This window comes from Rhodoglobus sp. G.S.23 (assembly GCF_056675935.1).
Map to the genome: position 1 here is coordinate 1,013,057 of NZ_CM155237.1, position 25,580 is coordinate 1,038,636.

The 25,580-nt window shown below is 58.8% G+C and carries 23 protein-coding genes and 1 riboswitch; of the genes, 11 read left to right on the forward strand and 12 right to left on the reverse strand.

What is annotated here, in order from left to right:
• Positions 1-23: 23 nt before the first annotated feature.
• Positions 24-689: an IMPACT family protein gene (locus tag AC1ENN_RS04845; protein ID WP_449648790.1), complete on the reverse strand. Its 666-nt coding sequence runs from the start codon at positions 687-689 to the stop codon at positions 24-26.
• A gap of 74 nt (positions 690-763) precedes the next feature.
• Here AC1ENN_RS04845 and AC1ENN_RS04850 point away from each other — a divergent pair, with 74 nt between their 5' ends.
• The 3 genes from AC1ENN_RS04850 (at position 764) to AC1ENN_RS04860 (ending at position 2,774) form a co-directional block, all read left to right on the forward strand.
• Positions 764-979, forward strand: coding sequence for an SCO4848 family membrane protein (locus AC1ENN_RS04850; protein ID WP_449648791.1), 216 nt, complete (start codon positions 764-766; stop codon positions 977-979).
• 133 nt (positions 980-1,112) lie between these two features.
• Positions 1,113-2,018: a dihydropteroate synthase gene (gene folP / locus AC1ENN_RS04855; protein WP_480406787.1), complete on the forward strand. Its 906-nt coding sequence runs from the start codon at positions 1,113-1,115 to the stop codon at positions 2,016-2,018.
• A 6-nt stretch (positions 2,019-2,024) separates the two neighbouring features.
• Positions 2,025-2,774 (forward strand): pyrimidine reductase family protein, encoded by a 750-nt coding sequence (locus tag AC1ENN_RS04860; protein WP_480406788.1) that lies wholly within the window; start codon positions 2,025-2,027, stop codon positions 2,772-2,774.
• On the opposite strand, the gene AC1ENN_RS04865 is transcribed toward AC1ENN_RS04860, so the two are convergent.
• The 7 genes from AC1ENN_RS04865 to aroA form a co-directional block, all read right to left on the reverse strand.
• Positions 2,771-4,225, reverse strand: coding sequence for an L-serine ammonia-lyase (locus tag AC1ENN_RS04865; protein WP_480406789.1), 1,455 nt, complete (start codon positions 4,223-4,225; stop codon positions 2,771-2,773). The two genes, AC1ENN_RS04860 and AC1ENN_RS04865, sit on opposite strands and share 4 nt — an antisense overlap.
• A 147-nt stretch (positions 4,226-4,372) precedes the next feature.
• Positions 4,373-4,468, reverse strand: a riboswitch (glycine riboswitch).
• Positions 4,469-4,589: 121 nt separating this feature from the next.
• Positions 4,590-5,417 (reverse strand): siderophore-interacting protein, encoded by an 828-nt coding sequence (locus tag AC1ENN_RS04870; protein WP_449648795.1) that lies wholly within the window; start codon positions 5,415-5,417, stop codon positions 4,590-4,592.
• Positions 5,418-5,522: 105 nt separating this feature from the next.
• The gene (locus tag AC1ENN_RS04875; RefSeq protein WP_449648796.1) at positions 5,523-6,779 is read right to left on the reverse strand and encodes a bifunctional alpha/beta hydrolase/OsmC family protein; all 1,257 of its coding nucleotides are present in this window, start codon (positions 6,777-6,779) and stop codon (positions 5,523-5,525) included.
• 145 nt (positions 6,780-6,924) lie between these two features.
• Positions 6,925-7,425, reverse strand: coding sequence for a septum formation family protein (locus AC1ENN_RS04880; protein WP_480391955.1), 501 nt, complete (start codon positions 7,423-7,425; stop codon positions 6,925-6,927).
• Between the two features lie 93 nt (positions 7,426-7,518).
• Complete coding sequence (locus AC1ENN_RS04885; RefSeq protein ID WP_449648798.1) at positions 7,519-8,313, reverse strand: inositol monophosphatase family protein; 795 nt, start codon at positions 8,311-8,313, stop codon at positions 7,519-7,521.
• 2 nt (positions 8,314-8,315) lie between these two features.
• Positions 8,316-9,377 carry a ribosome small subunit-dependent GTPase A gene (rsgA, locus tag AC1ENN_RS04890; protein WP_449648799.1) on the reverse strand — a complete coding sequence of 354 codons (1,062 nt, stop codon included), beginning with the start codon at positions 9,375-9,377 and terminating at the stop codon, positions 8,316-8,318.
• A gap of 2 nt (positions 9,378-9,379) precedes the next feature.
• Positions 9,380-10,786, reverse strand: a complete 1,407-nt coding sequence (gene aroA / locus AC1ENN_RS04895; protein ID WP_480391957.1) for a 3-phosphoshikimate 1-carboxyvinyltransferase — start codon at positions 10,784-10,786, stop codon at positions 9,380-9,382.
• Positions 10,787-10,895: 109 nt separating this feature from the next.
• Between aroA and AC1ENN_RS04900 the strand changes: the two genes are divergently transcribed.
• Together AC1ENN_RS04900 and AC1ENN_RS04905 are read left to right on the forward strand one after the other, a co-directional pair.
• On the forward strand, positions 10,896-11,522 hold the full coding sequence (locus tag AC1ENN_RS04900) for a sigma-70 family RNA polymerase sigma factor (RefSeq protein WP_449649005.1): 627 nt from the start codon (positions 10,896-10,898) through the stop codon (positions 11,520-11,522).
• Positions 11,519-11,749, forward strand: coding sequence for a zf-HC2 domain-containing protein (locus AC1ENN_RS04905; RefSeq protein ID WP_339621957.1), 231 nt, complete (start codon positions 11,519-11,521; stop codon positions 11,747-11,749). The genes AC1ENN_RS04900 and AC1ENN_RS04905 overlap by 4 nt, the downstream gene beginning before the upstream one ends.
• A gap of 128 nt (positions 11,750-11,877) precedes the next feature.
• Here AC1ENN_RS04905 and AC1ENN_RS04910 read toward each other — a convergent pair whose 3' ends face one another.
• Positions 11,878-15,729, reverse strand: coding sequence for a multifunctional oxoglutarate decarboxylase/oxoglutarate dehydrogenase thiamine pyrophosphate-binding subunit/dihydrolipoyllysine-residue succinyltransferase subunit (locus tag AC1ENN_RS04910; protein WP_449648801.1), 3,852 nt, complete (start codon positions 15,727-15,729; stop codon positions 11,878-11,880).
• A gap of 180 nt (positions 15,730-15,909) precedes the next feature.
• On the opposite strand from AC1ENN_RS04910, the gene guaB1 reads away from it, so the two are divergent.
• From guaB1 to AC1ENN_RS04940, 6 genes are all read left to right on the forward strand, one after another.
• The gene (gene guaB1 / locus AC1ENN_RS04915) at positions 15,910-17,346 is read left to right on the forward strand and encodes a GMP reductase (RefSeq protein ID WP_480391958.1); all 1,437 of its coding nucleotides are present in this window, start codon (positions 15,910-15,912) and stop codon (positions 17,344-17,346) included.
• Between the two features lie 145 nt (positions 17,347-17,491).
• Entirely contained in the window at positions 17,492-18,814 is a 1,323-nt protein-coding gene (locus AC1ENN_RS04920; RefSeq protein WP_480391959.1) for a hemolysin family protein, read from the forward strand.
• Positions 18,814-19,848 (forward strand): hemolysin family protein, encoded by a 1,035-nt coding sequence (locus tag AC1ENN_RS04925; protein WP_480391960.1) that lies wholly within the window; start codon positions 18,814-18,816, stop codon positions 19,846-19,848. The genes AC1ENN_RS04920 and AC1ENN_RS04925 overlap by 1 nt, the downstream gene beginning before the upstream one ends.
• Before the next feature lie 27 nt (positions 19,849-19,875).
• Positions 19,876-20,718 (forward strand): ADP-dependent NAD(P)H-hydrate dehydratase, encoded by an 843-nt coding sequence (locus AC1ENN_RS04930; protein WP_480391961.1) that lies wholly within the window; start codon positions 19,876-19,878, stop codon positions 20,716-20,718.
• A 5-nt stretch (positions 20,719-20,723) separates the two neighbouring features.
• Positions 20,724-22,004 carry a glycosyltransferase 87 family protein gene (locus AC1ENN_RS04935; protein ID WP_480406929.1) on the forward strand — a complete coding sequence of 427 codons (1,281 nt, stop codon included), beginning with the start codon at positions 20,724-20,726 and terminating at the stop codon, positions 22,002-22,004.
• Positions 22,001-22,312 carry a thiamine-binding protein gene (locus AC1ENN_RS04940; RefSeq protein ID WP_449648807.1) on the forward strand — a complete coding sequence of 104 codons (312 nt, stop codon included), beginning with the start codon at positions 22,001-22,003 and terminating at the stop codon, positions 22,310-22,312. Before AC1ENN_RS04935 ends, AC1ENN_RS04940 begins: the two co-directional genes overlap by 4 nt.
• A gap of 84 nt (positions 22,313-22,396) precedes the next feature.
• Here the strand turns inward: AC1ENN_RS04940 and AC1ENN_RS04945 are convergent, their stop codons facing one another.
• Genes AC1ENN_RS04945 through AC1ENN_RS04955 form a run of 3 tightly spaced genes read right to left on the reverse strand, consistent with a single transcriptional unit; the run spans position 22,397 to position 25,520 of the window.
• A complete protein-coding gene (locus tag AC1ENN_RS04945; protein ID WP_449648808.1) occupies positions 22,397-23,068 on the reverse strand; it encodes a response regulator in 672 nt (223 codons plus the stop codon).
• 38 nt (positions 23,069-23,106) lie between these two features.
• Positions 23,107-24,360, reverse strand: a complete 1,254-nt coding sequence (locus AC1ENN_RS04950) for a hypothetical protein (protein ID WP_449648809.1) — start codon at positions 24,358-24,360, stop codon at positions 23,107-23,109.
• Positions 24,357-25,520: a sensor histidine kinase gene (locus AC1ENN_RS04955; protein ID WP_449649006.1), complete on the reverse strand. Its 1,164-nt coding sequence runs from the start codon at positions 25,518-25,520 to the stop codon at positions 24,357-24,359. The genes AC1ENN_RS04950 and AC1ENN_RS04955 overlap by 4 nt, the downstream gene beginning before the upstream one ends.
• Between the last annotated feature and the right edge of the window lie 60 nt (positions 25,521-25,580).

Sequence of the window (25,580 nt, forward strand, 5' to 3'; positions counted from 1 at the left end):
AGGTCCGACATACGCTCGGTTACTTAGGCTTGCAGTTCCGCGTCAATCCATTCACTTCCAGCAGGCTCGAGCGAGTGATGACCCGAGGTGATGCCGGCAACCATGGCAGCCAACGCACCTTCGTCATCGATCGTTGATGCGACAGTCATCACAGCAGAGACTCCATAGTCAGTGCCGAGAACGGCAACGTCATTCTGCCGAAGTTCCGCCTCAATGCGACCCGCATCCGAATGGGGAAGTGTCAAACGAAAAAGCTCGCGCCGCTCACGAAGCACGAGCATTTTCTTCGCCCTAGCGTCGTCGACCGCAAGTGCTATGGCATCCGAATAGGCCCGGATGAGGCCGCCAGTGCCCAACAGAGTTCCGCCGAAATAGCGACTGACTACGGCAACGCAATCGATCAGATTGCGACCGGAGAGCACATCGAGAATTGGGCGGCCAGCCGTTCCGGACGGCTCGCCATCATCGTTCGATCGCCGCACCTGATGAGGAGTTGCGCTCGATCCCAGTATGAAGGCAGAGCAGTGATGGCGTGCATCCCAGTGCTCCTTGCGGGCTGTCTCAATGACTTCGCGGGCCTCAGCCTCAGTAGCAACGCGCACAATGCGGCCAACAAATCGGGAGCGTTTGACCTCGAACTCCGACTGGACTTGAGCGCCGATGCCGCCGCGTAAAGTGAGCTCCTCCATCAGCCCATTGTCGCGCACGTCAGAGCAGCAGCGTGACGTGAGATCGCCGCTGGGCCGCGTAGGCTGGGATCATCATGGAGCTGTTTGCCGCAATCATCCTCTTTGTCAGTGCTGCCTTCAACGTTGTAGCCTGGCCCCAGTTCTTCCGACGCGTAAGCGCTGACTCTCGGGCACGGGATGCGGCCGGCAAGCCGACGGCGTTCTACCGGGTGCACGCGGTGCTGCTCGCTATCGCGTTGCTTATTGCCGCAGCATCCGTTGTGGCGGGAACGCTGCTGTTCATCGGCTAAGGCCCCTCTCAACGGCACTCCTGCGTCGTTGACGGATAGTCGGGTCGTCGCAAAAAAGGAAAATGCGACCAAGAACCTACTTCAGGGGGTGCTCTCGATGCGCTTGTCAGCATCATCGCCCAGTATAGGGAGTATGAGTTTTGCGCTGCCGCCGCTCCGGCATCCCCGTCGCACCATTGGTGACCGCCCGTTCGATTTTTCCCGGCAGGTTGCGGTGATGGCGATCGTCAACCGAACCCCTGACTCCTTCTACGATTCGGGGGCCAACTTTGCCCTTGAGGATGCGGTCGCTGCGGCCATTCTCGCAGTGAAGCAGGGAGCTGACTGGGTCGACATCGGGGGAGTTCCCTTTGCGCCAGGTGACCCTCTGAGCGTTGAGGACGAAGCAGCGCGTGTTGTTCCTGTAGTGGAAGAGCTGCGGGCGCAATCTGATGTCGTAATCTCCGTCGATACTTTTCACGCAGAGGTTGCGCGTCGCAGCATTGCGGCCGGTGCCAACGTGATTAATGACACCACTGGCCTGAGCGACCCCGACCTCGCCGCCATAGTGGCTGAGAGCGATGCATCCCTCGTGCTTGTGCACTCGCGCGCGCGGCCGCGGACCCAATTCGCGCGACCTCAATACGAGGACGTCGCCGCTGAAGTCCGTGACTTCTTGGCCGAACGGGTGCAGCGCGCCACCGCCGCGGGCATCTCCGAAGAACGACTATTTGTCGACCCAGGACATGACCTGAATAAGAACACCCTGCATAGTCTTGAACTCACACGACACCTCGATGTCATCACCGCACTCGGCCTGCCAACACTCGTGGCGCTTTCTAATAAAGACTTCATCGGCGAAGTGCTCGACAAACCGAAATCTCAGCGCCTCGAAGGTTCACTAGCCGCAGCCGTGGCTTGCGTATTGAACGGTGCGCGAGTGGTTCGGGTGCACGAAGTGGCAGAGAGCGTCGCAGCCATACGCATCGCTGAAGCCATTTTAGGATTGCGCGAGCCTGCGCAGCTGAAACACAACATGTCCGACGCAAATGAGAGGTAGAACCTGATGGAGGCCGCATCCGAAATTCGTGCATTGACTGCTGGCAGCGAACTGAGCGACCAACAGCTACTGGCAAGCTATGCGGTCGCGGATCGTTCGGTGCCGTGGTTACGGGCCAACTTTGTCTCAAGCATTGATGGTGCAGCAACCCACGAGGGTACGTCAGGCCCACTCGGGACTGCGACGGACGCGCGAGTTTTCGCACTCTTGAGACGGCTTGCCGATGTCATTGTCGTTGGTGCGGGAACCGTTCGTCAGGAAGGCTACCGAAATTTGGCCTTAGACCATGATGCAGCGGAATGGAGAGTGGCCAACGGCCTCGCAGCCCAGCCACGGTTTGCCATCGTTAGTGCATCCTTGAGGCTTGAGCCCAAGGATCTTGCTGGCTACGCTGTGCGTCCATTCGTGATCACAACGGAGAGCGCGTCACCGCAGGCGCGTGCAGCACTTGAGGAAGTCGCCGATGTAGTCGTTGCCGGCGACACCGAGGTCGATACTGTCGAGTTGAAGCATCTCCTTGCCGATCGCGGCTACCCCCAATTGCATAGTGAGGGCGGACCAACACTATTTGCGACGATGGTCGCTCAAGGCGTGGTCGACGAACTCTGTCTGACTATTAGCCCGCGCATCGAAGGCGGTTCTGCCCGTCGCATTGTGGACGCTGCCGATGCAGCTCCGCAAGAGATGGCACTGGCGCAAGCACTCGGTGGCGATGACGGCGCACTACTACTGCGCTATGTGCGTGCCGCGCGTTAGCACTCCACAACATTGACAGCGAGACCGCCCATGGAAGTCTCTTTGTAGCGAGAACTCATGTCCTTGCCCGTTTCAGCCATCGTAATAATGACCTCATCGAGTGAAACCCGGTGCGTGCCGTCGCCCCACAGTGCCATTTTCGCGGCGTTGATTGCCTTGGCCGCCGCAATAGCATTTCGCTCGATGCAGGGGATCTGTACAAGACCACCGATGGGGTCACAGGTCAGACCAAGATTGTGTTCCATCGCGATTTCGGCGGCGTTTTCTACCTGTTCTGGTGTTCCGCCCAAGATCTCGGCTAGTCCCGCCGCGGCCATTGATGATGCGGAACCAACTTCACCCTGACATCCAACTTCAGCACCCGAGATCGATGCCATGCGCTTGTAGAGCACCCCAACGGCGGCGCTGGCGAGCAGGAAGCGCACTGTCGCATCATCCTTTACTGCCTGGTCAGCGTCTCTCATGCCGGGAGCATAGTGAGTGGCATAAAACAGCACCGCGGGGATGATGCCTGCTGCGCCGTTTGTTGGTGCCGTGACGACGCGACCACCAGAAGCGTTTTCTTCGTTGACGGCGAGAGCGACCAAGTTGACCCACTCTTGCCAGAAGGCGGGGTCACGGTCGGGGTCTTCGCGGCGGAGACGAGCGTGCCAGTCGGGTGCCCGTCGACGCACATTCAGAGTGCCGGGAAGATTGCCGGTGCGCTCAAGGCTGTTGTTCTTACACTCATCCATGACGTCACGAATGTGAAGGAGTCCTGCAGCGACTTCGTCGTAACTGCGGCGCGCGAGTTCATTTCGAAGCATCACGCCGCTGAAGCTCAGCCCCTCAGCCCGGCAGTGAGCCAAGAGCTGGGCCGCAGTACGGAAGGGTAGGGGATCAGCAACCGCTGCGGGGCCGGTGGAAGAGCTGCCGTCGCGGTTGTCACCCTCCCGGTAGATGAAGCCGCCACCAATGGAGAAGTAGGTCGCTTCAAGGACTGCAATGTCATCTTTGTCGTATGCGGCAAATCGCATACCGTTCGGATGTCCGTCGAGAACTGTGAGCGGGTGGAGTGCGATCGCGCCCTCCGTGAACGGAACTTCGTGTGCCTCCGCAAGCTGCAGGACGCCCGTGCTCTCAATTCGTTCGAGAATCTTTTCCATCTCTGCTGGAAGAACCTGGTCGGGTAGTTTGCCCTCCAACCCGATGAGCACAGCGCTCATCGTGCCGTGACCAGCACCGGTAGCGGCGAGAGAACCATAGAGCCGGACCTGGAGCGACGTGACAGCGTCGAGCATCCCGTGTTCGGCAAGGTCGGCAGCGAATGATGCGGCAGCACGCATGGGGCCGACGGTGTGGGAGCTAGATGGGCCAATGCCGACCGTGAACAGGTCGAAGCTGCTGAGGGGCACCTCTTCGAGCGAGGGTGTCGGTACTTCGGTTCGGGGCGTCAGATTGCGAATTGGCACGGTGACTCCATTTCTTCACCACACATCTTCGTGCGGGCGTCGTTGAGTCCTCTCCGCTCTGTATCGGGCCTGAGAGTTTCCGCACGCTTGTGGCGTTACGTTGCCCCGTCGGCGAGTCGGACAGGGCCGACTACTTTTCAGAGTTGCCTAGCCACTGCGGTACTGGTGCCTGAGAGATTCCCGGAGAGGGTTTGCTCCTACGGCGCCAACCAACGATCGGAAGGGCTCTCCCGCAGCGGTATGACGGCTGTTCACTTGTGCCATCAGCATACACTTCGGTCGAGAACGACGACCGGCTATCTGGCGGATGCTGAGGCGCAATTGAGCAAGCAGTCAGGATGCGCAGCGCGAGTGCGTGCCTCTTTTAGTCTTCCGGATCGGTGGGATCGAGCGGTTCATGGTGGTCAGCATTCGTGACTCCTCGACGCCAGTAGCCATCTGCTGAAACCTGCTGTTTGGGCAGACCCAGTTCTCGGCGTAGGTAGCGGCGCAAAGGGACAAGCGTTGTGGCTTCGCCAGCGAGGAAAATGTAGGTCGATTCGCCAATCTCTCCGAGTGCCCGGAGCGCAGCGTCGAGTTGGCCGAGCCCGTCGCGGCGGTAGAACCACTCAGCAGACATGCGTGCTTTCTGTTCGGGGCTGAAATAGCTCTCGACGGTCTCATCGGCAACATCAAACAACGCAGTGACGTGCACCGAAGTGGGAAGCATATCGATCCACCGCGAGCTGGTTGGCAGAGCGGTTTCGTCAGCGATAAGGATTACGTGCGTTGCGCCACGGGGGAGCAACTTTGACCCACGGGGTCCAGCGATCACGAGAGGATCCCCGATGCGGGCGTGGCCGGCCCAAGCGGAAGCGGGACCTTCATCGCCGTGAACAACAAAATCAATATCAAGCTCGTGCTGACCCTCTGAGCTGCGGAAACCGAGAGGCGTGTAATCGCGGGAAATCACGACACCGCCCTGGGGCTTGCTGATGCCAGACTCGGTCATGACGGGAGCGGAAAGCTCTCCAGTCGAGGGGTCAGGAAAGAAGATTTTGACGTGGTCGGCAGGTCCGCTGGCCACGAACCCGTCGAGTTCGTCACCGCTCAGGGTGATGCGAGCGATGGTCGGCGTGGGGTGGCTCACCGCGCTAACAGTGACCCGGCGGATGATTAGGGGGTGCTTGGCGGAATCGCGTTCAATGGTCATAGGCGGTTGGCGCGAGGGCCGGCTCATTTCATCTTAAAATAAGGGTTGCCTAATAACTCTATAGCGAGACTGCTGAGAGTTCTAGGCGATGTCGATAGGTGGTCGCTACCCTGTCGCCGCGGTAACGCTGGTTGTGATTGAAATCTCGCCCTCCAAGGTGCGATGCACCGGACACTTATCGGCAATCACGAGAAGCGCCTGACGTTGCTCGTCGCTGAGATCGCCGTCAAGAGTGAGCTCGCGCGTAATGTGCTCGACGGTTCCCTCGGTGGCCGTGCAATGCTCGCAGGTCGCGGCATCCAGTCGCTCGCGAGTCAAGCGCACGCTCACCCCCGTCAAGGGCATCTTCTTGCGATCGGCGTACATGCGGATGGTGATCGACGTGCAGCTTCCGAGACCGGCAAGAATCAAATCGTAGGGACTCGGTCCGTGGTTTTCGCTGAGCGGTGCAGGCTCGTCAGAGATGAACTCATGCCCCGATGCGAGTACTCGCTGTTCATATCGAGCTGGACCGCTTTCGCGGACAATAACTGAACGACCGTCGGTAGTGACAGCGGCGCTCGGCTCGATGACGGTCATCGGGCCTTCGGCTGAAGTCGGGGTCTCAGCACCGTCGAAGGCATAGCGAGCAGCCCAGGCCGCGATGATGCTTGCAGCGAAGGTCGCATCGTCGCGGTTGCTGAGCAGGTGATCCGCTCCGTCGAGTGCAACAAAGGATTTGGGGTGCCGAGCAGTTTCGAAAATCTCGCGTGCGTTGTCGATGCCCACCGTCTGATCGATGGGGGAGTGAACGACGAGGAGTGCTGCATCCAAATCTCGCAACCTCGCGGACTGCGGCTGAGCGGCAATGTCGTCGAGCAATTGCTTGCGAATGCGAAACTCACGCCCGCCAAGCTGAACCTGGGCTTCGCCGCGACTCTCGATTTCAGCGTTCGCAGCACCGAACAGGTTTGTGATGTGCGAAGGGTCGCTTGGGGCGCCGATCGTCACCACCGCGCGAGTTGAAGGAATGCGATGGGCGGCAGCGAGAACGGCAGCGCCGCCGAGCGAGTGCCCGATCAACAACGATGGCGCGCGGTAGTTGTCTCGCAAAAACTCAGTCGCGGCAACGACATCTTCAATGTTCGACGTGAAGTTTGTGTTGGCAAAGTCACCGTCAGATCCGCCAAGCCCTGTGAAGTCAAAGCGCAGAACTGCGACCCCGTAGTCAACGAGCGCTCGCGAAATACGGGAGGCGGCGAACGAGTCTTTTGAACACGTGAAGCAGTGGGCAAACAGCGCGAATGCTGCTGGTGTGCCCTCAGGAAGTTCCAGTCGGGCAGCGAGCATAGTGTCGTCGGATCCCGGAAATTCGATCTTCATTGTTGCTACCGCCCTGTGTTCGAGGAACTACCAGCGTTTCTCATCCGGCTACTGGTTGCAACACCATCGCGGTCACCAATTGTTCCCTTGACGAATAGAGCGCCTATCGAAGATACAGATCTTCGACAGCCGCTCGCACGCAGTCTTATTTTGCGACTCCAGCGAGAGACCCTGTGATCTGGTTTCCCTCATAGTCATAGGCGATGCAAAGAATCTCGCGATCTCCGTCAGCCCAGCTTCTCTCAGTGGGGTAATACCAGGAGTAGTCGTACATCGAATCCTCGTAATTCACACCGATGAACGACTCGAACTCGACAAGGCAATCGGTTTCCGCTTGAGCGGCGATGACGTCGTCACCGGGGAAATCGCCCTCTGCCAGATACGAAGCCGCGTAAATTTCGCCTTCGTGAGGTTCAGCGCAGTCGATTGTCTTCGTCTGGGAGACTTCGCCCTCAGCGGGAGCACCGGCTTCGCAGTCCCCAACGACGAGGCTGAAAACATCTTGAGTCGTGCCGGGGCCGGGATCTACGGCATCCGAAAATCCATTGGCTACAAGAGTGAGGATGCTGCAACCGCTGAGGGCTACCGTTGCGGTAGCCACTGTTGCGATTACGAACGCCCGGCGCCAGATTTTTTCTGTCGTCATTAGGGTCAGTCGCTTTCGTGAGAATGTAAAAATGCCGAGGATAAGTTAAGCCTAGTCAACTCAGCGTATTCACAGGTACCCCAAACGGGTGAACTATTGGTAAGAACGCAACAGCTCTAGCGTTTCATCGTGCAGCAGTGTGTTAGTCGCCAAAGCGCTCCCATGCCACGGCCCAGCCTCGCCCTCAATCGAGGTGAACTGTCCACCCGCTTCGAGCACAATGGGAATCAGCGCAGCCATGTCATACGGCTGGAGATCGAACTCGCCAACGACATCCAACGCGCCCTCGGCCAGCAGCATATACGCCCACATGTCGCCAATCGCCCGCGAACGCCAGGTAGCCCGAGTTAGAGCGATGACCGCATCGAGTCGACCAACGCCATCCCAGCCGGAAAGGCTGTTGTAGCTAATGGAGGCGGCCTCAAGCGACGCAACTTTGCTCACAAAGATCTGTTCTGGCTCTCCATCGTGTGCCTGAGCAAAAGCACCATGACCGGTTGCGGCCCACCAGCGTTTGCCGAGAGCGGGCGAGCTGACGACTCCGACCTGAGGCACGCCATCAATGACGAGCGAGATCAGGGTGCCCCAGATGGGAACACCGCGGAGAAAGTTTGATGTTCCGTCGATGGGATCGATAATCCATTGACGGCTCGAGTTGCCTGCCTCACCGTACTCTTCGCCGAGAATGGAATCTCCCGGGCGCGCAGCAGCAATACCGGCACGGATGCTTCGCTCGACAGCCTTGTCGGCATCCGTTACCGGTGTGCGGTCAGGCTTGGTGGTGATCTCAAGATCGAGCGCCGTGAAGCGATCGAGCGAGATGAGGTCAGCATCTCCCGCCAGCGCGAGAGCAAGAGAAAGATCGTCAGCGAGAGTGTATTCGGTCACCCCTACACGCTAGTGGAACCCAGCGTCGTGATGAGTCGCTGGAAGGAATCCAATCGCAGTTTTCCGACCTCGCCAAGATCGCCAGCGGCCACCGCTTCGGCGATTGCACAGTCTGGAGCATCCGGAAGATGGGTGCAGCCGCGGGGGCACTCCTCAGCAAGAACCGCTAAATCGGTGAACGACGACAAAATCTTGCCAGGGTCGATATGACCTAAACCGAAGGAACGCACTCCGGGAGTATCGACCACCCAACCAGAGCCAACACGGTAAGAGATCGTTGAAGATGAGGTGTGGCGCCCCCGGCCGGTAACCGCATTCACGTGGCCGACAGCACGATTCGCATCAGGAACCAACGCATTTACCAGCGTGGACTTTCCGACACCCGAGTGACCGACAGCCACCGTGGTGTGGCCATCCAAGATTTGCCGAAGCTCCTCAAGCGGAACCTCATCTGACCGGCTCGCGATTACCCGAAACTCGAGCCCCGCAAAGTTCTCCAAGAACTCAGCCGGATCTTGCAGGTCAGTCTTAGTGATGCACAGGATGGGAGTAATTCCGGCGTCGTAAGCCGCCACCAGATAGCGGTCGACCAGACGCGGTCGCGGCTCAGGGTCGGCGGCGGCAACGACAATGAGCATCTGGTCGGCGTTGGCCACAATGATGCGTTCTACGGCATCCGTGTCATCTGCACTGCGGCGAAGTAGGGTCTTGCGCTCGCGGATGCGAACGATACGCGCCAACGTTCCTTCTGTTCCGCTCGTGTCTCCGACGAGGTCGACCCAGTCGCCGGTGACGACCGAGACTTTGCCTTGCTGGTTTCGCCCCAGTTCGCGGGCACGTGCGGCAATGATTTGGCGTTCGTCGTCGGTGCCTTCAGCAACCCAGATTCCGTAGCGTCCGCGGTCGACGCTGAACACGCGACCCTCGATGGCGTCGGCGTGCTCGGGGCGAATTTTGCTTCGCGGCTTGTTCGCTTTGGGATTCGGACGCATGCGAATCGAACTCTCGTCGTATTCGCTGTATTTGCGGTCGTCGTCTTCGTCATCTCCGCTGAGCCAACTCATCGTTACAGCAACCCAAGACTGGTGGTCGTGAGCGGGGCATCGCCAACGAGCGTTGCCCAAAGTGCGGGGAATTGCGGCAGAGTTTTTGCGGTTGCGTCGATACCTTCGACCTCGACACCCTCGACTGCAAGGCCGATGATTGCGCCGGCGGTCGACATACGGTGGTCTTCGTAGCTATGCCACACTCCGCCATGGAGTGTGCGCGGCTCAATGTGCAGGCCATCATCGAGTTCTGTTACGGCTCCGCCGAGGGCGTTGATTTCAGCGCTGAGCGCTGCGAGGCGATCTGTTTCGTGACCTCGCAGATGACCGATGCCCGTGATCGTGCTCGGCGATGACGCGAGCGCAGCCAACGCAACGATTGCGGGTGCGAGCTCACCACCGGTGCTCAAATCGAGGTCGATTCCTGGATAGCTGACGCCGCCGATGATGCCAGCGCCGCCGTCGATCGTGAGTGCACCATCGGAGCGCGTTGCCGTAGCGCCGAAGAGCGTTAGTAGGTGCTCGAGGTCTGCACCGACCTGTGTCGTGGATGCTGGCCAGCCCTCTATCGTGACTGTTCCGCCCGCGACTACGGCAGCAGCTAAGAAAGGAGCAGCATTTGAAAGATCGGGTTCGAGCGCGACATCGATTGCCCGAATCGGAGCGGCCGGAACAATCCACACCCCGGGTTCTGGACTGTCAACGATCACACCGCGCGCCGCTAGGCAGGCGATAGTCATCTCGATGTGGGGCATGCTTGGTAGTTTTTCGCCCGTGTGCCGCAGCGTGAGGCCATTATCGAAACGCGCAGCCGCGAGGAGCAGACCGGAAACGAACTGGCTAGATGCTGACGCATCGATGCTAATTTCACCGCCAGCGACCGACCCCATGCCGTAGAGGCTGAAGGGAAGAGTTCCTCGGCCATCTGAGGACACATCAACGCCAAGCGCACGCAGCGAGTCGATGGTGGTGCGCATGGGTCGCCGGCGCGCCGCCTCATCCCCGTCAAAGGCGATGGGCCCGAGAGCAAGTGCTGCTACTGGAGGCAAGAAACGCATAACGGTACCAGCGAGGCCACAATCGATCGAGCTTCCACCTTGGAGCTCGCCTGGGGTAATGGCAAGATCCGGACCAAACACGTTGCCCGTGGGGATTTCGGTGATTCCGACGCCGAGAGCGCGCAACGCCTCAATCATGAGCGCGCTGTCACGAGAGTGAAGCGGTGAATGCAGCACGGACGGGCCATCTGCCAAAGCTGCCAGAACAAGCTCACGGTTCGTCAGGCTCTTGCTGCCGGGGAGGCTCAACGATTCTGCCAAGGCGTGAGTAACCGTCGGTGCTGGCCAATTGCCGGGCACCGTCGTCTCAGGAACCGAGTCGTCGTCGTAGGGGCTGAACTCTGGGTTGGAATACTTGGATACGAACATTAGTTACTAAGAGTATCGACGTTTTACCCACCACGGAGGAGGCACCAGCATGACTGCATTACTGAGCACTCAGCAGGATGCCGTGATCAGCGAACTAGAATTGTCGCTGATGACTACCGACGAAGTTGAGCAGAGCGATACCGACACCGCAGCGGCGGACAAACGACGGCAATTCGAGGAACAAGCGCTGCCGTATATGGACCAGCTCTTTGGCGCCGCGATGCGCATGACCCGTAACCCCAGCGACGCTGCCGACCTTGTGCAAGAGACGTTTGTTAAAGCGTTTCAGGCATTCGGGCAGTTTCAGCAGGGCACGAACCTGAAGGCTTGGCTGTACCGCATCCAAACCAACACGTTCATCAATATTTACCGCAAGAACCAACGCAGCCCTTACCAAGGCACCATTGATGAGCTGGAAGATTGGCAACTGGGTGGCGCAGAGTCGATAACCCAGTCAGTCTCCACGCGTTCTGCTGAGGCGGAAGCTATTGATCACTTGCCCGATAGCGCCGTGAAGGATGCTCTTCAGTCGATCCCCGAAGATTTCCGACTCGCTGTCTACTTTGCCGACGTTGAAGGCTTCTCTTATCAAGAGATCGCCGACATCATGAAAACCCCCGTAGGGACCGTAATGAGCCGACTGCACCGTGGCCGTCGCATGCTGCGTGAACTACTGGCCGACTATGCGCGTGACCGCACCCCCGGCACGCCCGCATCATCTAGGAGCACGAAATGACCGACTGTGGTTGCGAGAAAGCAAAAGCGGAGCTCGAGGAATACCTCGACCGCGAATTGAACGAAGCCGATTTCCAAGATGTTTCTGATCATCTGGATAACTGCGAATCATGCTCGAGTGAACACCTCGTTGCTCTCGCACTGAAGTTGAAAGTCAAGCAGGCATGCCGCGAGAAGGCTCCAGAAGATCTGCGTAACGCGATCCTGTCGAAGCTGGCAGACGCCTAAATCGCTCTATCGTTTACGTCACTTGTAGCGATCTATAAGTGAGTACTCGTGAATTAACGCCCTAAAAGCGAAAGCGGGCATCCTCCGAAGAGGATGCCCGCTTTCGCTGTTAAGGCGTAACCGCGACCCTAAGGCTGCGTAATCGCGTGATCGATCAGTTCTGCTTGCTCAAGCGCGCTGCGCTTCGACGATCCGGTTGCCGGCGAGGCGGCAGCTGGACGTGACGCAAGCTTGATTTCGCCTGATTTGAGGTGACGAGCCAGTTCCAAACTAATGAACGGCCACGCACCCTGGTTTTCGGGCTCATCTTGAGTCCACACGATGTCAGCGTTCGGGTACTTCGCGAGTACCTCTGTCATGTCAGTAACGGGCAGCGGGTAGAACTGCTCCATGCGCACAACCGCGATGTGCTTGATCTCGCGCTTATCGAGCTCGGCAACGATGTCGTAGTACGTCTTTCCCGAAGTCACGATGACGCGTGTGACGCCCGACTTGTCTTCGAGACGGACGTCATCGATAACGGGTTCGAAGCGACCACTCGTGAAGTCAGCAACATCGCTCGTTGCACCGCGCAGACGAAGCATCGCCTTAGGGGTGAACACGATTAGCGGGCGGCGTGGACGCGAATAGGCCTGACGACGCAGCAAGTGGAAGTACGACGCAGGCGTTGACGGGCGAGCCACGATCATGTTGTTCTCGGCACACATCTGCAAGTAGCGTTCGATGCGGGCAGACGAATGATCTGGCCCCTGGCCTTCATAACCGTGCGGAAGCAGCATGACAACGCTCGAGCGCTGCGCCCACTTCTGTTCGGCGCTGGAGATGAACTCGTCAATCACGATCTGGGCGCCGTTAGCGAAGTCACCGAACTGCGCTTCCCACATGACGAGAGCATCTGCACGCTCCACTGAGTAGCCATATTCGAAGCCCAAAGCGGCGTATTCGCTGAGCAGGGAGTCGTAGATCCAGAAACGCGACTGGTTTTCGGAGAGGTTCTGCAGAGGAAGCCACTCTTGACCATTCTGGCGGTCATGGAGAACGGCGTGACGCTGCACAAATGTGCCGCGGCGAGCATCCTGACCGGCCATGCGGACCGGAGTGCCTTCCAGCAGCACTGAACCAATTGCCAACAACTCGGCGAATGCCCAGTCGATAGCGCCCTTGCGGCTCATATCGACGCGCTTGCGCAGCAAAGCCTGCAACTTGGTGTGAACCGTGAAGTTCGCCGGTGGGTTGCCGTGCGCGTCACCGATGAGCTGAACGATGCTTTCGTCGATACCGGTGGTGATGGGTTCACCAACAGCATCATCGCGCTGCGAGCCTGGACGCTCTAGATCAGACGTTGCATTGCCATCCTGAGTAAGGATCGGCATGGAACCGGTCTGTGCCGCGTGAGTCTCCGCAAATGCGCGCTCAAGACGATCTTGGAAGTCCTGGTGGCTCGCTTCGTATTCTTCTTGCGTGATATCGCCTCGGCCGACGAGACCCTCAGTATAGAGAGTACGAACGGAACGCTTGGCCTCGATCAGGTTGTACATCAGCGGCTGCGTCATCGAGGGGTCATCGCCCTCGTTGTGGCCACGGCGGCGGTAGCAAATCAGGTCAATGACAACGTCGCGGTGGAACTTCTGACGGTACGCAAAAGCCAGCTCAGAAACGCGAACCACAGCTTCGGGGTCGTCGCCGTTCACGTGGAAGATCGGTGCCTGAACCGTCTTAGCGACATCGCTGGAATACTGCGAAGTGCGTGCCTCGCCGGGAGGGGTAGTGAAGCCAACCTGATTGTTGATGTTCACGTGGATGGTTCCGCCGGTGCGGTACGCACGCAATTGAGACATCTGCAGAATCTCAACGACAATGCCCTGACCAGCCATAGCAGCATCACCGTGAACCATCACAGGAAGAACAGCGTAGGACCCAATCGGGCGGCGATCCTGCTTTGCCCGAACGATGCCCTCAAGAACGCCATCGACGGCCTCAAGGTGTGAAGGGTTAGCCGCAAGGTAGACAGGGATCTGTCGGCCATCGGCAGCAGTGAAAGTTCCCTCGGTGCCGAGGTGATACTTCACATCGCCAGAACCCTGAACGGTGCGCGGGTCTTGAGTGCCCTCGAATTCGCGGAAGATCTGACCGTAAGTCTTGCCAGCGATGTTCGTGAGAACGCTGAGGCGACCACGGTGCGCCATGCCGATGGCGACCTCTTCAAGGTTTGCTTCTGCTGCCTTCTGAATGACGGCATCCAGCAGGGCGATTGTTGACTCTCCACCCTCAAGGCTGAAGCGCTTCTGGCCGACATACTTGGTCTGAAGGAACGTCTCGAATGCTTCGGCTTCATTGAGCTTGCCGAGGATGCGCATCTGCTCGTCGTGGCCAGGCTTGGTGTACGGCTTCTCGACGTGATCCTGAATCCAGCGACGCTGCTCAGGGTCTTGAATGTGCATGTACTCGATACCGACAGTGCGACAGTATGCGTCGCGCAGCATTCCGAGAATCTCGCGCAGCAGAGCCTGACGCTTGCCGCCGAATCCACCCGTGACGAATTCACGATCAAGATCCCAGAACGTCAGGCCGTGACTCGAAATATCGAGGTCGGGGTGGGAACGCTGGCGGTACTCGAGCGGATCGGTATCTGCCATGAGGTGGCCACGAACCCGGAACGAGTTGATGAGTTCTTGAACGCGCGACGTCTTATTGACGTTGTCCGCGAGGTCGACACTGATGTCATTTGCCCAGTGAATGGGGTCGTAGGGGATGCGTAGCGCGGCAAAAATGTCTTCATAGAAGTGATTTTCGCCAATGAGGCGCTCGTGAATCTTCTTAAGGAACTCACCAGAACCGGCGCCCTGGATGACGCGGTGGTCATACGTGCTCGTCAGCGTTACGGTCTTGCCGATACCCAACTCGGTGAGCGTACGAAGGCTTGCGCCTTGGAACTCCGCCGGGTATTCCAGCGCGCCAGCGCCGACGATTGTTCCCGAACCGCGCATGAGGCGAGGAACAGAATGTTCAGTACCGATGCCTCCGGGGTTCGTCAACGAAATCGTGTTGCCCATGTAGTCGGCACCGGTGAGCTTGTTGGCTCTGGCACGCGAAACGACATCTTCATATGCAACAAGGAATTCGCCGAAGCCCATTGTCTCGGCCTGTTTGATGCCGGGAACTACGAGAGCACGCGTGCCATCGGGCTTGGGCATATCGATAGCGATACCCAAGTTAATGTGAGCCGGGGTCACGACCGAAGGCTTGCCCTCTGGCTCGTCGTAGTAGACGTTCTGGCTGGGGAACTCTTTGAGGGTCTGGATGATCGCCCACGCAATGAGGTGCGTAAACGACACCTTTCCACCGCGAGCACGCTTGAGGTGGTTGTTGATGACAATGCGATTGTCGATCATGAGCTTGGCCGGGATCGTACGAACGCTTGTTGCGGTCGGGACAGTGAGGCTTGAGTCCATGTTCGACGCGAGTGCCTTTGCGGCACCGCGCAGAGGCGCAACAACATTCTCGGCTTGTGGCTTCGGGGCAGCAGGTGTCTGGGTCGTATCGACCGGCGTTGTGGTCGGCGCTTCGGCCGGAATCGGCTGAGGCTTCGGTTCTACAGACGTCGTGCGTGCGACGGGCTGGCTGCCGGTGCTCGGATTGGCTTCGTCGACGAACGGCTTCTCGTCGGCAGGAGCTTGCGCAGCAGCCTTCGGCTCGGGGGCCTCTGGCTCCTCGGTTGTTAAGGGCTCTGCTGCCTTCGCTGCCTGAGGCGACTCTGCCTGTGCAGCGGCTGGAGTGTCTACGGTCGCGGTGGAAGAGTCCTCTGTCGGCGTGGGGTCTACCGCTGGTTGATAGTTCGCGAGGAACGGCCACCACGCTTCATCCACAAGATTCTTGTCTTCGAGGTACTTTTCGTACATCTCGTCGACCAACCATTCGTTGGCCCCGAACTCGCCCGAGGAGTCACCTTCTGGTGCGATTCCGGTTACTTGGCCTGACACGTCAAACCGCCTACTTTCAGTTCTGGTGTGTGAAAAAGTGGCGCACATTCCGTACGCCGGACATCCCGATCAATCTTAATCGCTTTGTTGTGTGTCCGCTGGCCGCGAGACGCACAGATCGTGCTTTTTTGACGCAATTTTCACGAATGTTCCCATTCCGCGGCGATTACGCTAGTAACTATGGATTTCTATGAAACAACCCCACGGCACGACCTGACTTATTCAGACGTGTTTCTGGTTCCCAGCCACTCTTCGGTTGGTAGCCGAATGGCTGTTTCCCTTGCCCCGGGAGATGGAACCTCGGCGACTATTCCGCTCGTTGCCTCCAACATGAACTCTGTCACGGGCCCACGCCTTGCGGCTAGCATTGCGCGGCGCGGTGGCCTTGGCGTTTTGCCCCAAGATCTCAGTGGCGAAGATATGGATGCCGCAATCGCGTGGGTGCGTTCGCAACCGATCGACCTTGATTCGGCTGTCTATTTCAGCCCGAGTGATTCGGTAGAGCAGGCATTGCTACAGGTTCCCCCGCTCGCCGGGCACGGAGTGGTGCTGATCGAGAATGGTGCGCTCGCAGGCGTCATCGATGCTGAACGCCTCGGCGAGGCCATGCCTGCGGCAGCCCTTGGCGATCTGGCGCGGCACGACACCAAAGCCATCGACCGCTCAGAATTTTCGAGTGCGCGTGAGCTCTTCGACTTGCTCATCGAGCGGGATCTTGACTTCGTTCCTGTCACCGACGGCGACACGGTAGTTGGCGCTACTAGCGTCAAGAGTGCTCTCCGTTCGACGCTGTACACACCGGCACTGGACAGCGAGGGAAAACTCGCGGTTGCTGCTGCGCTCGGAATCAATGGTGATGTTGCGACTCGTGCTCGCGCCCTCGTCGACGCCGGAGTGAGCACCCTCGTGCTCGATACGGCCCACGGCCACCAAGATGGCATGGTCCGAGCAGTAGAGAAAGTCGCCGCCCTCAATCTTGGGGTCGCCATTGCGGCCGGAAACGTCGTGACTGCTGCCGCGGTTCGCGACCTTGTACACGCTGGTGCAACGATTATTAAGGTCGGTGTTGGCCCCGGCGCGATGTGCACGACTCGCATGATGACCGCGGTTGGCCGTCCACAGTTCTCAGCAGTACTGGAGACAGCGGCAGCCGCGCGTGAACTCGGAGCCCACGTGTGGGCCGATGGGGGAGTTCGCTACCCGCGAGACGTCGCTTTGGCACTCGCTGCTGGTGCGGCATCCGTCATGGTTGGTTCGTGGTTTGCTGGCACGATCGAAGCCCCGGGGGAGTTGCGCCACGATGATGCTGGTGCGCTCTATAAGACCAGTTGGGGAATGGCATCGACGAAGGCTGTCCGTGCTCGTTTCGGTGGTCTCGATCCCTATGAGCTAGCACGCAAGGAACTGTTCGCTGAAGGAATTTCGGGGTCAAAAATTTACCTCGATCCGTCGCGGCCATCTCTTGATGATCTGGTCGACATGATTACCTCGGGCGTTCGCAGTTCGTTCACCTATGCGGGAGCATCACAACTCAGTGAGTTCCGCGATCGGGCTCTGGTGGGAATCCAGTCGGCAGCAGGCTATGAAGAAGGCAAAGCGTTGCCCGTGAGTTGGTAACTCAGCAGCGGTTTCGCAGGAATTTGGCCTATACTCAAGCCCATAATGGACGACCCTCCCTCTAGTTGTCGCCGGGGCCGAAATCCCGCGCGATCATCACCTGTCTCTCGCCCTTTCTCTCACTCCCGCTGTGGGGTGACTACTCATGAATGAGTGGCTGCTCCTTGCCGCTGGCATCGTTCTCACGATAGGCACCGGACTCTTTGTCGCCTCAGAGTTCGCACTCGTTAATCTCGATCGCTCCGAGCTGGAAGCTCGGCAGGAGCGTGGCGAGAAGCGACTCGCCCCTGTAATCTCCGCGTTGAAGCACACGTCGACGCATCTCTCTAGCGCGCAATTGGGCATCACTCTGACAACCCTGCTCGCGGGTTATACGCTCGAGCCAGCGTTCAGCACCTGGTTGTCGGTTCCGTTCGGTGCAGTGCTGCCAGAGGCTGCGGTAACGATTGTCGCGTCCATCGTGGCGATCACATTCGCGACATTGCTTTCCATGATCATTGGCGAGCTCGTTCCCAAGAACTTTGCGCTCGCTCTTCCGAAGGCCACAGCGAAGGCTGTTGTGCCATTTCAAGTGGTGTTCACCGCTGTCTTTCGTCCCGCGGTCACTCTCCTGAACAACACGGCAAACGGTATTCTTCGCAGCATTGGTATCGAGCCGAAAGAGGAACTCTCTGGTGCCCGTACCGCGGAGGAGCTCACGTCACTTGTGCGGAGATCGGCCAGCCAGGGAAGCCTCGACAACGACACCGCAACACTATTGGCACGCACTCTCGCGTTCGCCGATCACACGGCACAGGATGTGATGACTCCTCGCCCGCGCGTTGACAGTATCGATCGCACCGATAGTGCTCAAGATGTCATCGATCTTGCTAAGCGCACCGGCTTCTCGCGCTTTCCTGTAATTGACGACAGCATCGACGACGTTGTTGGCTTTGTGCACGTGAAGCAGGCGGTAGCGGTTCCCCACAAGAAACGCGCCGACGTTCCTGTTTCAGCGCTGCAGACTGAAGCGCTCCTTGTTCCCGAGACGATGCGGTTGGATGCCCTCCTTGCCGAATTGCGTGGCCGTGGATACCAAATGGCAGTTGTCGTTGATGAATACGGCGGAACCGCGGGTGTCGCAACGCTAGAAGACCTCGTCGAAGAGCTTGTCGGTGAGGTGTCTGACGAACATGACCGGTCGAAGGCCGATGTTGTGCGATCTCGAGACTGGTTTACCTTTCCCGCCATCTTGCGCCCTGATGAACTCTTAGAGCGCACAGGAGTCGAGGTGCCAGAAGAGGGCCCGTACGAGACTGTTGCTGGTTGGCTCATGAGTGAACTCGGTCGCGTTCCGCGCACGGGCGACACGATTACTGCCGCTGGTGGGGTGTTCCGCATCGAACGATTGGAAGGCCGAAGAATCGACCGCGTGAGGTTTACCCCCGATCCGATTGTCAGCGCTAGTGACACGGAGGTGACCAACTGATGGACGTCTGGGGAATTGTCTGGCTTGGCGTGCTTTTGCTCGTTAACGCGTTCTTCGTTGGGGCTGAGTTTGCCGTCATTTCGGCACGTCGATCTCAGATTGAACCGCTGGCTCACTCTGGCTCTCGTTCGGCAAAGACTGCGCTGTGGGCGATGGAACATGCCACGCTCATGTTGGCGGCGTGCCAACTCGGAATTACGATCGCGTCTCTGCTCATCTTGAACGTGTCAGAACCGGCGATTCACCACCTCTTGGAGATCCCGCTTGCACTGACCGGATTGAGCGAAGAGCTCATCGGCACTATTGCGTTCATTCTCGCGCTCATTATCGTGTCGTTCTTGCACGTTGTTTTGGGTGAGATGGTTCCGAAGAACTTGTCGTTCTCTGTTCCCGACCGAGCTGTTCTCTTGCTCGCACCCCCGTTGGTGTTTATCGCAACGGTGTTCCGCCCGATCATCGTTACCTTGAACGCAGCGGCAAACGGCATCCTTCGAATGTTCGGAGTGACGCCGAAGAGTGAAGCGAACAGTGTGTTCACCCTCGATGAGGTGGCCACGATCGTTGCGCAGTCCACTCGTGAAGGAGTGCTTCACGATGCTGGTGGGACCCTGACTGGAGCGTTCGAATTCACCTCGAAGAAGGTGCAGGACGTCGCGATCCCGATGTCTGGTCTTGTGACCTTGCCTGAGGATGCCGCACCAGCCGATCTCGAGAAAGCTGTTGCTCAGCGCGGGTTCTCGCGCTACATCCTGCTGAATGATGCTGGCGAGCCGACAGGCTACCTGCATTTGAAAGACGTGATCGATCTTGACGAGAGCGAGTTCAGCGAGCCGGTTCCGCCTAAGCGGATTCGCCAGTTGATTTCGATGTACCAAGAGACCGACATTGAAGATGCGCTAGCGACAATGCGTCGCTCGGGAGTTCACGTTGCCCGCAGCTTTGATGCCTCCGGTGAGACCACGGGAGTGCTGTTTCTTGAGGACATCATCGAAGTGCTTGTCGGTGAGGTGCAAGACGCGACCCGGCGACGCTAAGAGCCCAGTCAACTATCGTTAACGACCATGGGACGAAACGCGACGTGGGGTGCGAAGGAAGCAGCACGTCACATTGCTGTGCCCAAGCTCAGCGACGATAAATACACTCGCGGAGTTCTCGGTGTGATCACTGGCTCTGCTCAGTATCCCGGCGCAGCAGTGCTGGGTGTTGATGCGGCGCTGCATACTGGCGTCGGCATGGTTCGCTATGTCGGGCCAGAGCGTGCGCAAGATCTCATCTTGCAACGCCGGCCTGAAGCTGTGATGGCAGACGGGCGTGTTCAAGCATGGCTCATTGGTTCAGGCATGGACTTCGCGAATCGCGAAGCAGCTGCAGATGAGCGCATCACGCACGCACTCACCCAGAACGTCCCTTTTGTGCTCGATGGCGGTGCGTTAGACGTCGTACACCGCGTATCTAGCCCCGTCGTGATAACCCCGCACTATCGCGAACTCGGAAGGTTGCTGGATGAGCGTGCCGACGCTGTCGCCGCTGATCCTCAGAAGTGGGCTATTGAGGCAGCCCAGCGACTCGGAGTGACTGTGCTCCTCAAAGGTCACACCACCTACGTGAGCGATGGAACCACCACTGTCGCGATTGAGGCAGCGCCAGCGTGGTTGGCAACCGCGGGCGCGGGAGACGCGCTCGGCGGCATCCTCGGTTCGCTGGTGGCAACCCACAGTGGGCGGGTGCTTGATGACCCCAGCCTGCTCGTCGGTCTCGCAGCAACAGCCTCGTACGTTCATGGCAGGGCCGCGCAGCGAGCCAGCGCTGGCGGACCACTGACGATTCTTGACCTCTGTCGAGCCGTGCCCGCCGTGATTGCGGAACTTGCCGCTGGCGACCTTTCCGTCGCCGCTTCCGAGTGAGTGCCATGCGGTCTGCCGGAGCATTAGCGCTCGGACTCACCTTTGTTGCTGTCCATCTCGCACTTGGACTCCTGAACATCTTTGCTCCAGGACTCCCACTCGGGGACGTCACCATCGTCTATGCGCGGTGGGCTGAACAGGCTTACGCCTCTGGCGTCGTTGTCGGCGTGGATATGCCCTGGGTGTATCCGCTGTTGGCGCTGGTACCGATTTTGGCATCCGTCACATTCGGGCTTGAACACATCGCAGCAGCGTGGCTTTCTCTCGTGATGGGTGCAAACGTGCTCGCGCTCGGATTTCTCACCGGATGGGGGCGTTCGCGTTCGGGAATGATCGCCGGCTGGTGGTGGACAGCGTTTCTGCTCGTTCTCGGCCCGATTGCTTTAGCGAGAATCGATGCCATCACTGTTGCTGTGGCGATCATTGGGGTGACGCTTCTCCGTTCGCGCCCACAGGCGGCCGCGATTGTTCTGGCCTGCGCCACTTGGATCAAGGTGTGGCCGGCGGCACTCGTGCTTGCGGCACTCATCGCCGTCCGCGACCGCGGAAAGATTGTCGTTGGCGCAGCTGCCACCTCGGCAACAATCGTCGTGTTCGCCCTTCTGGCTGGCGCAGGCTGGAATGTCTTCAGCTTTATCACGCAGCAAACCGGCCGTGGCATCCAGATCGAGTCGCCCGTTGCCGGGATTTGGCTGTGGCAGATCGTGGCGGGTGTTCCTGACACTTTTATCTATTACGACAATACGATTCTGACGTTTCAGATCGCTGGCTCAGGGGTCGAGGTCGCGGCCGCAGTTATCACCCCAGTGCTCGCCATCGTTGTTCTCGCAATCGCGTTGCTCGGTGTGCGGGCGGTTCGGGCTGGAGTCGCAACCTTGGTCATTCTGCCGATGTTGAGTTTGGCACTGGTAGCGGCACTGATTGTTGTCAACAAAGTCGGTTCACCCCAGTTCATAACCTGGCTCGCTGTGCCCATCGTGTTCGGGATGTTGACGCGCAGCGCCCGTGGTGCAAACGGCGCCCCGAGTTTTCGCATTCCCGCAGTGCTCACGCTTGTGATTGCGGCGCTCACCCACGCCGTTTACCCCTACCTGTATCACTTGCTCTTAGCTTCCAACCCCGCAATGATCGCCCTGTTGAGCGTCAGAAATCTGTTGCTCATTGTGTTGTTAGGGTGGGCCATTGTTGGCGTTGCGCGGCTGAGCTCGACGGCACCGTCAGCACCCACAGCACCCACAGCAGCCCAAGCACCCCAAGCAAGCACGACAACAAAGGAGCCAGCATGATCGTCGCATTCTCAGTAGCACCCAGCGGTGGGCCAGACGGAACCGACTCCGTACACAATGCTGTTGCTGCCGCAGTGAAAGTTGTCAGAGACTCGGGGCTCCCGAACCAGACTGATTCGATGTTCACGACGATCGAAGGCGATTGGGATGAGGTGTTCGCCGTTGTGAAGGCTGCGACCGAGGCTGTTGGTCAGTTCGGTTCGCGAGTTTCGCTCGTGCTGAAGGCCGACATCCGCCCTGGTCACACCGGTGAGATGACGGGCAAGGTCGAACGTCTCGAGCAAGCCATCATCCGCTCCGAGAACTAACTCCATTTAACGCAAGAACCGCCCTGAACCATTTTCGGTGGGATCAGGGCGGTTCTTGTTCTGTCTACTGGCGAATGATGCGGCCTAGAGGTGGTGCATCGTTTCGGTTTCAATGAGGATGCCGTCTTCGAGTGCGCGCTTGCGCAACGCCACCTTCGTTCCGACATCGAAGCCCGCGACGCGGTACTTCTCGCGAATACGCTTGAGGTAGCTCTTGGCAGTTTCTTCGGAGATGCTGAGCTGGTAGGCCACGGACTTGACGGGCTCGCCGCCGCCATAGAGGGCCATAACGCGGCGTTCTTGGGCGCTGAGTTTGGGAGCACCACCGATTTCGTCGGCGTTGATCGCGAGGTCAAGCTCGGCTGAGACAAAGGACTCGCCCTTAGATGCGGCCCGGATTGCTTCAACGATCATGTCAGCGTCTTCGCTCTTGACGAGGTAGCCGAGGGCGCCGGCGGCGAGAGCTTCACGAACAACGTTGGGTTCGGAGTATGTGCTCATCAAAACAACGCGCACGTTCATCGACTTGAGGGTGTTGATCTTGAGTGAAACGGGGATGTTGTCTTTGAGATCGAGGTCGAGCAAGACGACATCAACAGGGAACTCAGGGTGGATGGTGAGTTCGGGCCACGTGGGCACGGCAACGACCATGTCGATGTCTGCGGCAGCCTTTCGAATCCACTCGGTGAGAGCGCCGAGCAACATTCGGTGATCGTCAACGATTGCGAGCCGGATGCGCTTTGTTGGTTCAGTCACAATGAATTCCTCTTAGTTGATCGTCTTATCATACGAATTTATTGGTCGGCGGGGTTTTCGACAAGGCATTCGATGTCCAGTCTCACGCTGGAATCTTCGGTGGAATCTGTGTAACTACCCACCTTAGCGATTGCCTCCCACGTGGAGGCGTCGATCCGGTTTCGGGCTACTCCGCTGGAGGTAATCGCAATCTTGATCGCCACTTTATCTTCGGAGCCCGGGGCCACAGCGGTTGTCGATGGTGCGATTGTAATGTGAACGGAATTCTTGGCACCGCGTTTGGCCGTATCAGTGACAAACAGCCATGCTGTGGAAAGGAGGCCATCCCGCTGCACAGGGTCGAGCAGCCCAGCCAGGCTTCCCTTGTCTGTGAGGGTCACTGACTTGCCGAGCAAGTCCGACTCCGTGATGGCGTGGTACAGCCACGTTTCGCGTCGCCCTTCGATGAGGTGCAAACGCAATTCGGTTGCCAGCGATGCTGCGGTTGACGCGATCTTGGGGGTGAGAGGGAGCTTTGTCGAACCATTCGATACCGAGTCGAGCAATTTTTCGGCAGCTAAGTCGAGGCGTGCGAGTTCCTCGGATGCCATCATTCCCACGGCGAAGCGAGGCGCAGTGAGGGTGCTCTGCACGAGAACGCGGTCGAGCTCGACCTGCACGAGCCGTCGGAAGTTGCGGATGAGGGCAAGGCCGATCACGGTGGGCAGAACGGCAAATGATACCGACGTAATTTGTGGCGCAATGTTTTCTGTCGTGAGGGGAACATTGATGACAATGGCTGCCGCCAACGCCACTCCAATTACCGAGACGGCGATGATGATGTCGGAACTTGGGCGGACCGTCAGTACAAGAAGTAGCGTCATCCCCGCGGCGATAGCCGAGGTGGCGTACCCGCCGATGTCATGAAGAGGCCAGATCGCATAGAGGTCGAGAGCAACGACGGAGGCGAGACCGAAGAGGAAGAGCGCGAACATCCAATGGGGAAGTTGGCCGCTCATGAGTTGAACTGCGGTAATCGTTCCCACGATGAGGAGAACGAGCACTATCCAGGCTGCCGCTGCGGGAACTGGGTTGGGATAGAGGTCCCACTGGACGACGAGCCAGACGAGGCCGTAGATTGCCCGCAGGCTGACGAGCACAGCGGCGCCGACGCCAACGAAACCTGTTCCGAGGCTAGTGAGTCGCGGGGTGTCTTCGCCCGCGAGACGGCTGATCCTCGCGCTCTTGGAGTGTCGAGGCTTGCCGCCAATAATGACACCGAGAGTGTTCTCTTCTGGAGGAGCGTAGGTCATCGTGGAACCTCCAAGACAACGGTCGTGCCGGAACCAGGGGTGGAAAAGAGGCGGGCCTGGCCGCCCACTTCCTTGAGTCGAGCAACCACCGATTCTTTGAATCCGAGACTGGCGGAATCGACGTCGTCGAGCACAAACCCCACACCAGAGTCGGTGATCATCGCGCGCACGGTTGTCTCGTCTTCGGTGATGGTGACGTGCGCATCGGTCACTCCAGAGTGACGGCGAACGTTCTCGAGACACTCAGCCAAAGCGAGAAGGAAAGCATCGAGCACATCGCTCGGCAGGAGGACCTGCCCCGTGCCATGCCAGCTCACTTCGAGTCCCATCCGCCCGAAGCGCTGTTTTACAGACTCCAGCGTGGTGCCGAGCACTGTTTCGCTCACCGGGGTGCTGAGGTTGTAATCACCGGATGCTTGCGGGGTAGGTGTGGCGCCGAGGCGCAACTGACGCAACAATCGGGCATCGTCGCCCGCTTGCTGGCGCATGGCATCCGCAGACACTCCCAAGCCAGAGTGGGCAAGTAGCGTCAGTGTTGCCAGAACAGTGTCGTGAAGTAGACGGGCTCCCTGACGACGCTGAGCTTCGGTTTCGCTAGCCTGACGTTCTGCACGGTGAGCTCGGCCGATGCTCGCAATGCGTCGCACTGCTTGAGGCACCCCGGAACTGATCCAGAAACCGATTAGCGCAGCAAGGAGCCAACCGAAGACCAGCAGTGCGAGGGTGTGGACGGCGTTTTGGAACGGCTCGAGAGCCAATACCGTTGTGCCAGCGACGGCAACGAAGCTTGCCAAAAGCACAAGGCGTCGCGTTAGCGTGCTCGTGAGCACAATGGCAATGCAGGCGAGTGACGCCGACGAGAGTTGGGCTGCCGCAGCGAGGCCCGATTGGTTTGGCCCTCCCGGCGTGCCAGCGATGAGCAAGATGGCGATGATTCCCGCCACAAAAGACGGAACGACCCAGCCGAGCGAGCGACTGTTGCCCATTTGAAACTGCAGGACCGCGATAATCAGGTAGAGCGGAAGACACAAGAAGAGTGTCATGGTCTGAACGGCGCCCGGAAGACTCAGGCAAATGACGGAAACGGCAAGAAAGCTCAAGCTCGCTACCCGCGCAGTGCGCTGCAGTAGGCGATCCCGTTCTTTAGCGATGAGGTCCATTTGTCGCAATGCTTGCACAGATACCCCCTCCCTCGGGGGTGACGCACCGCCTTTTCGCAT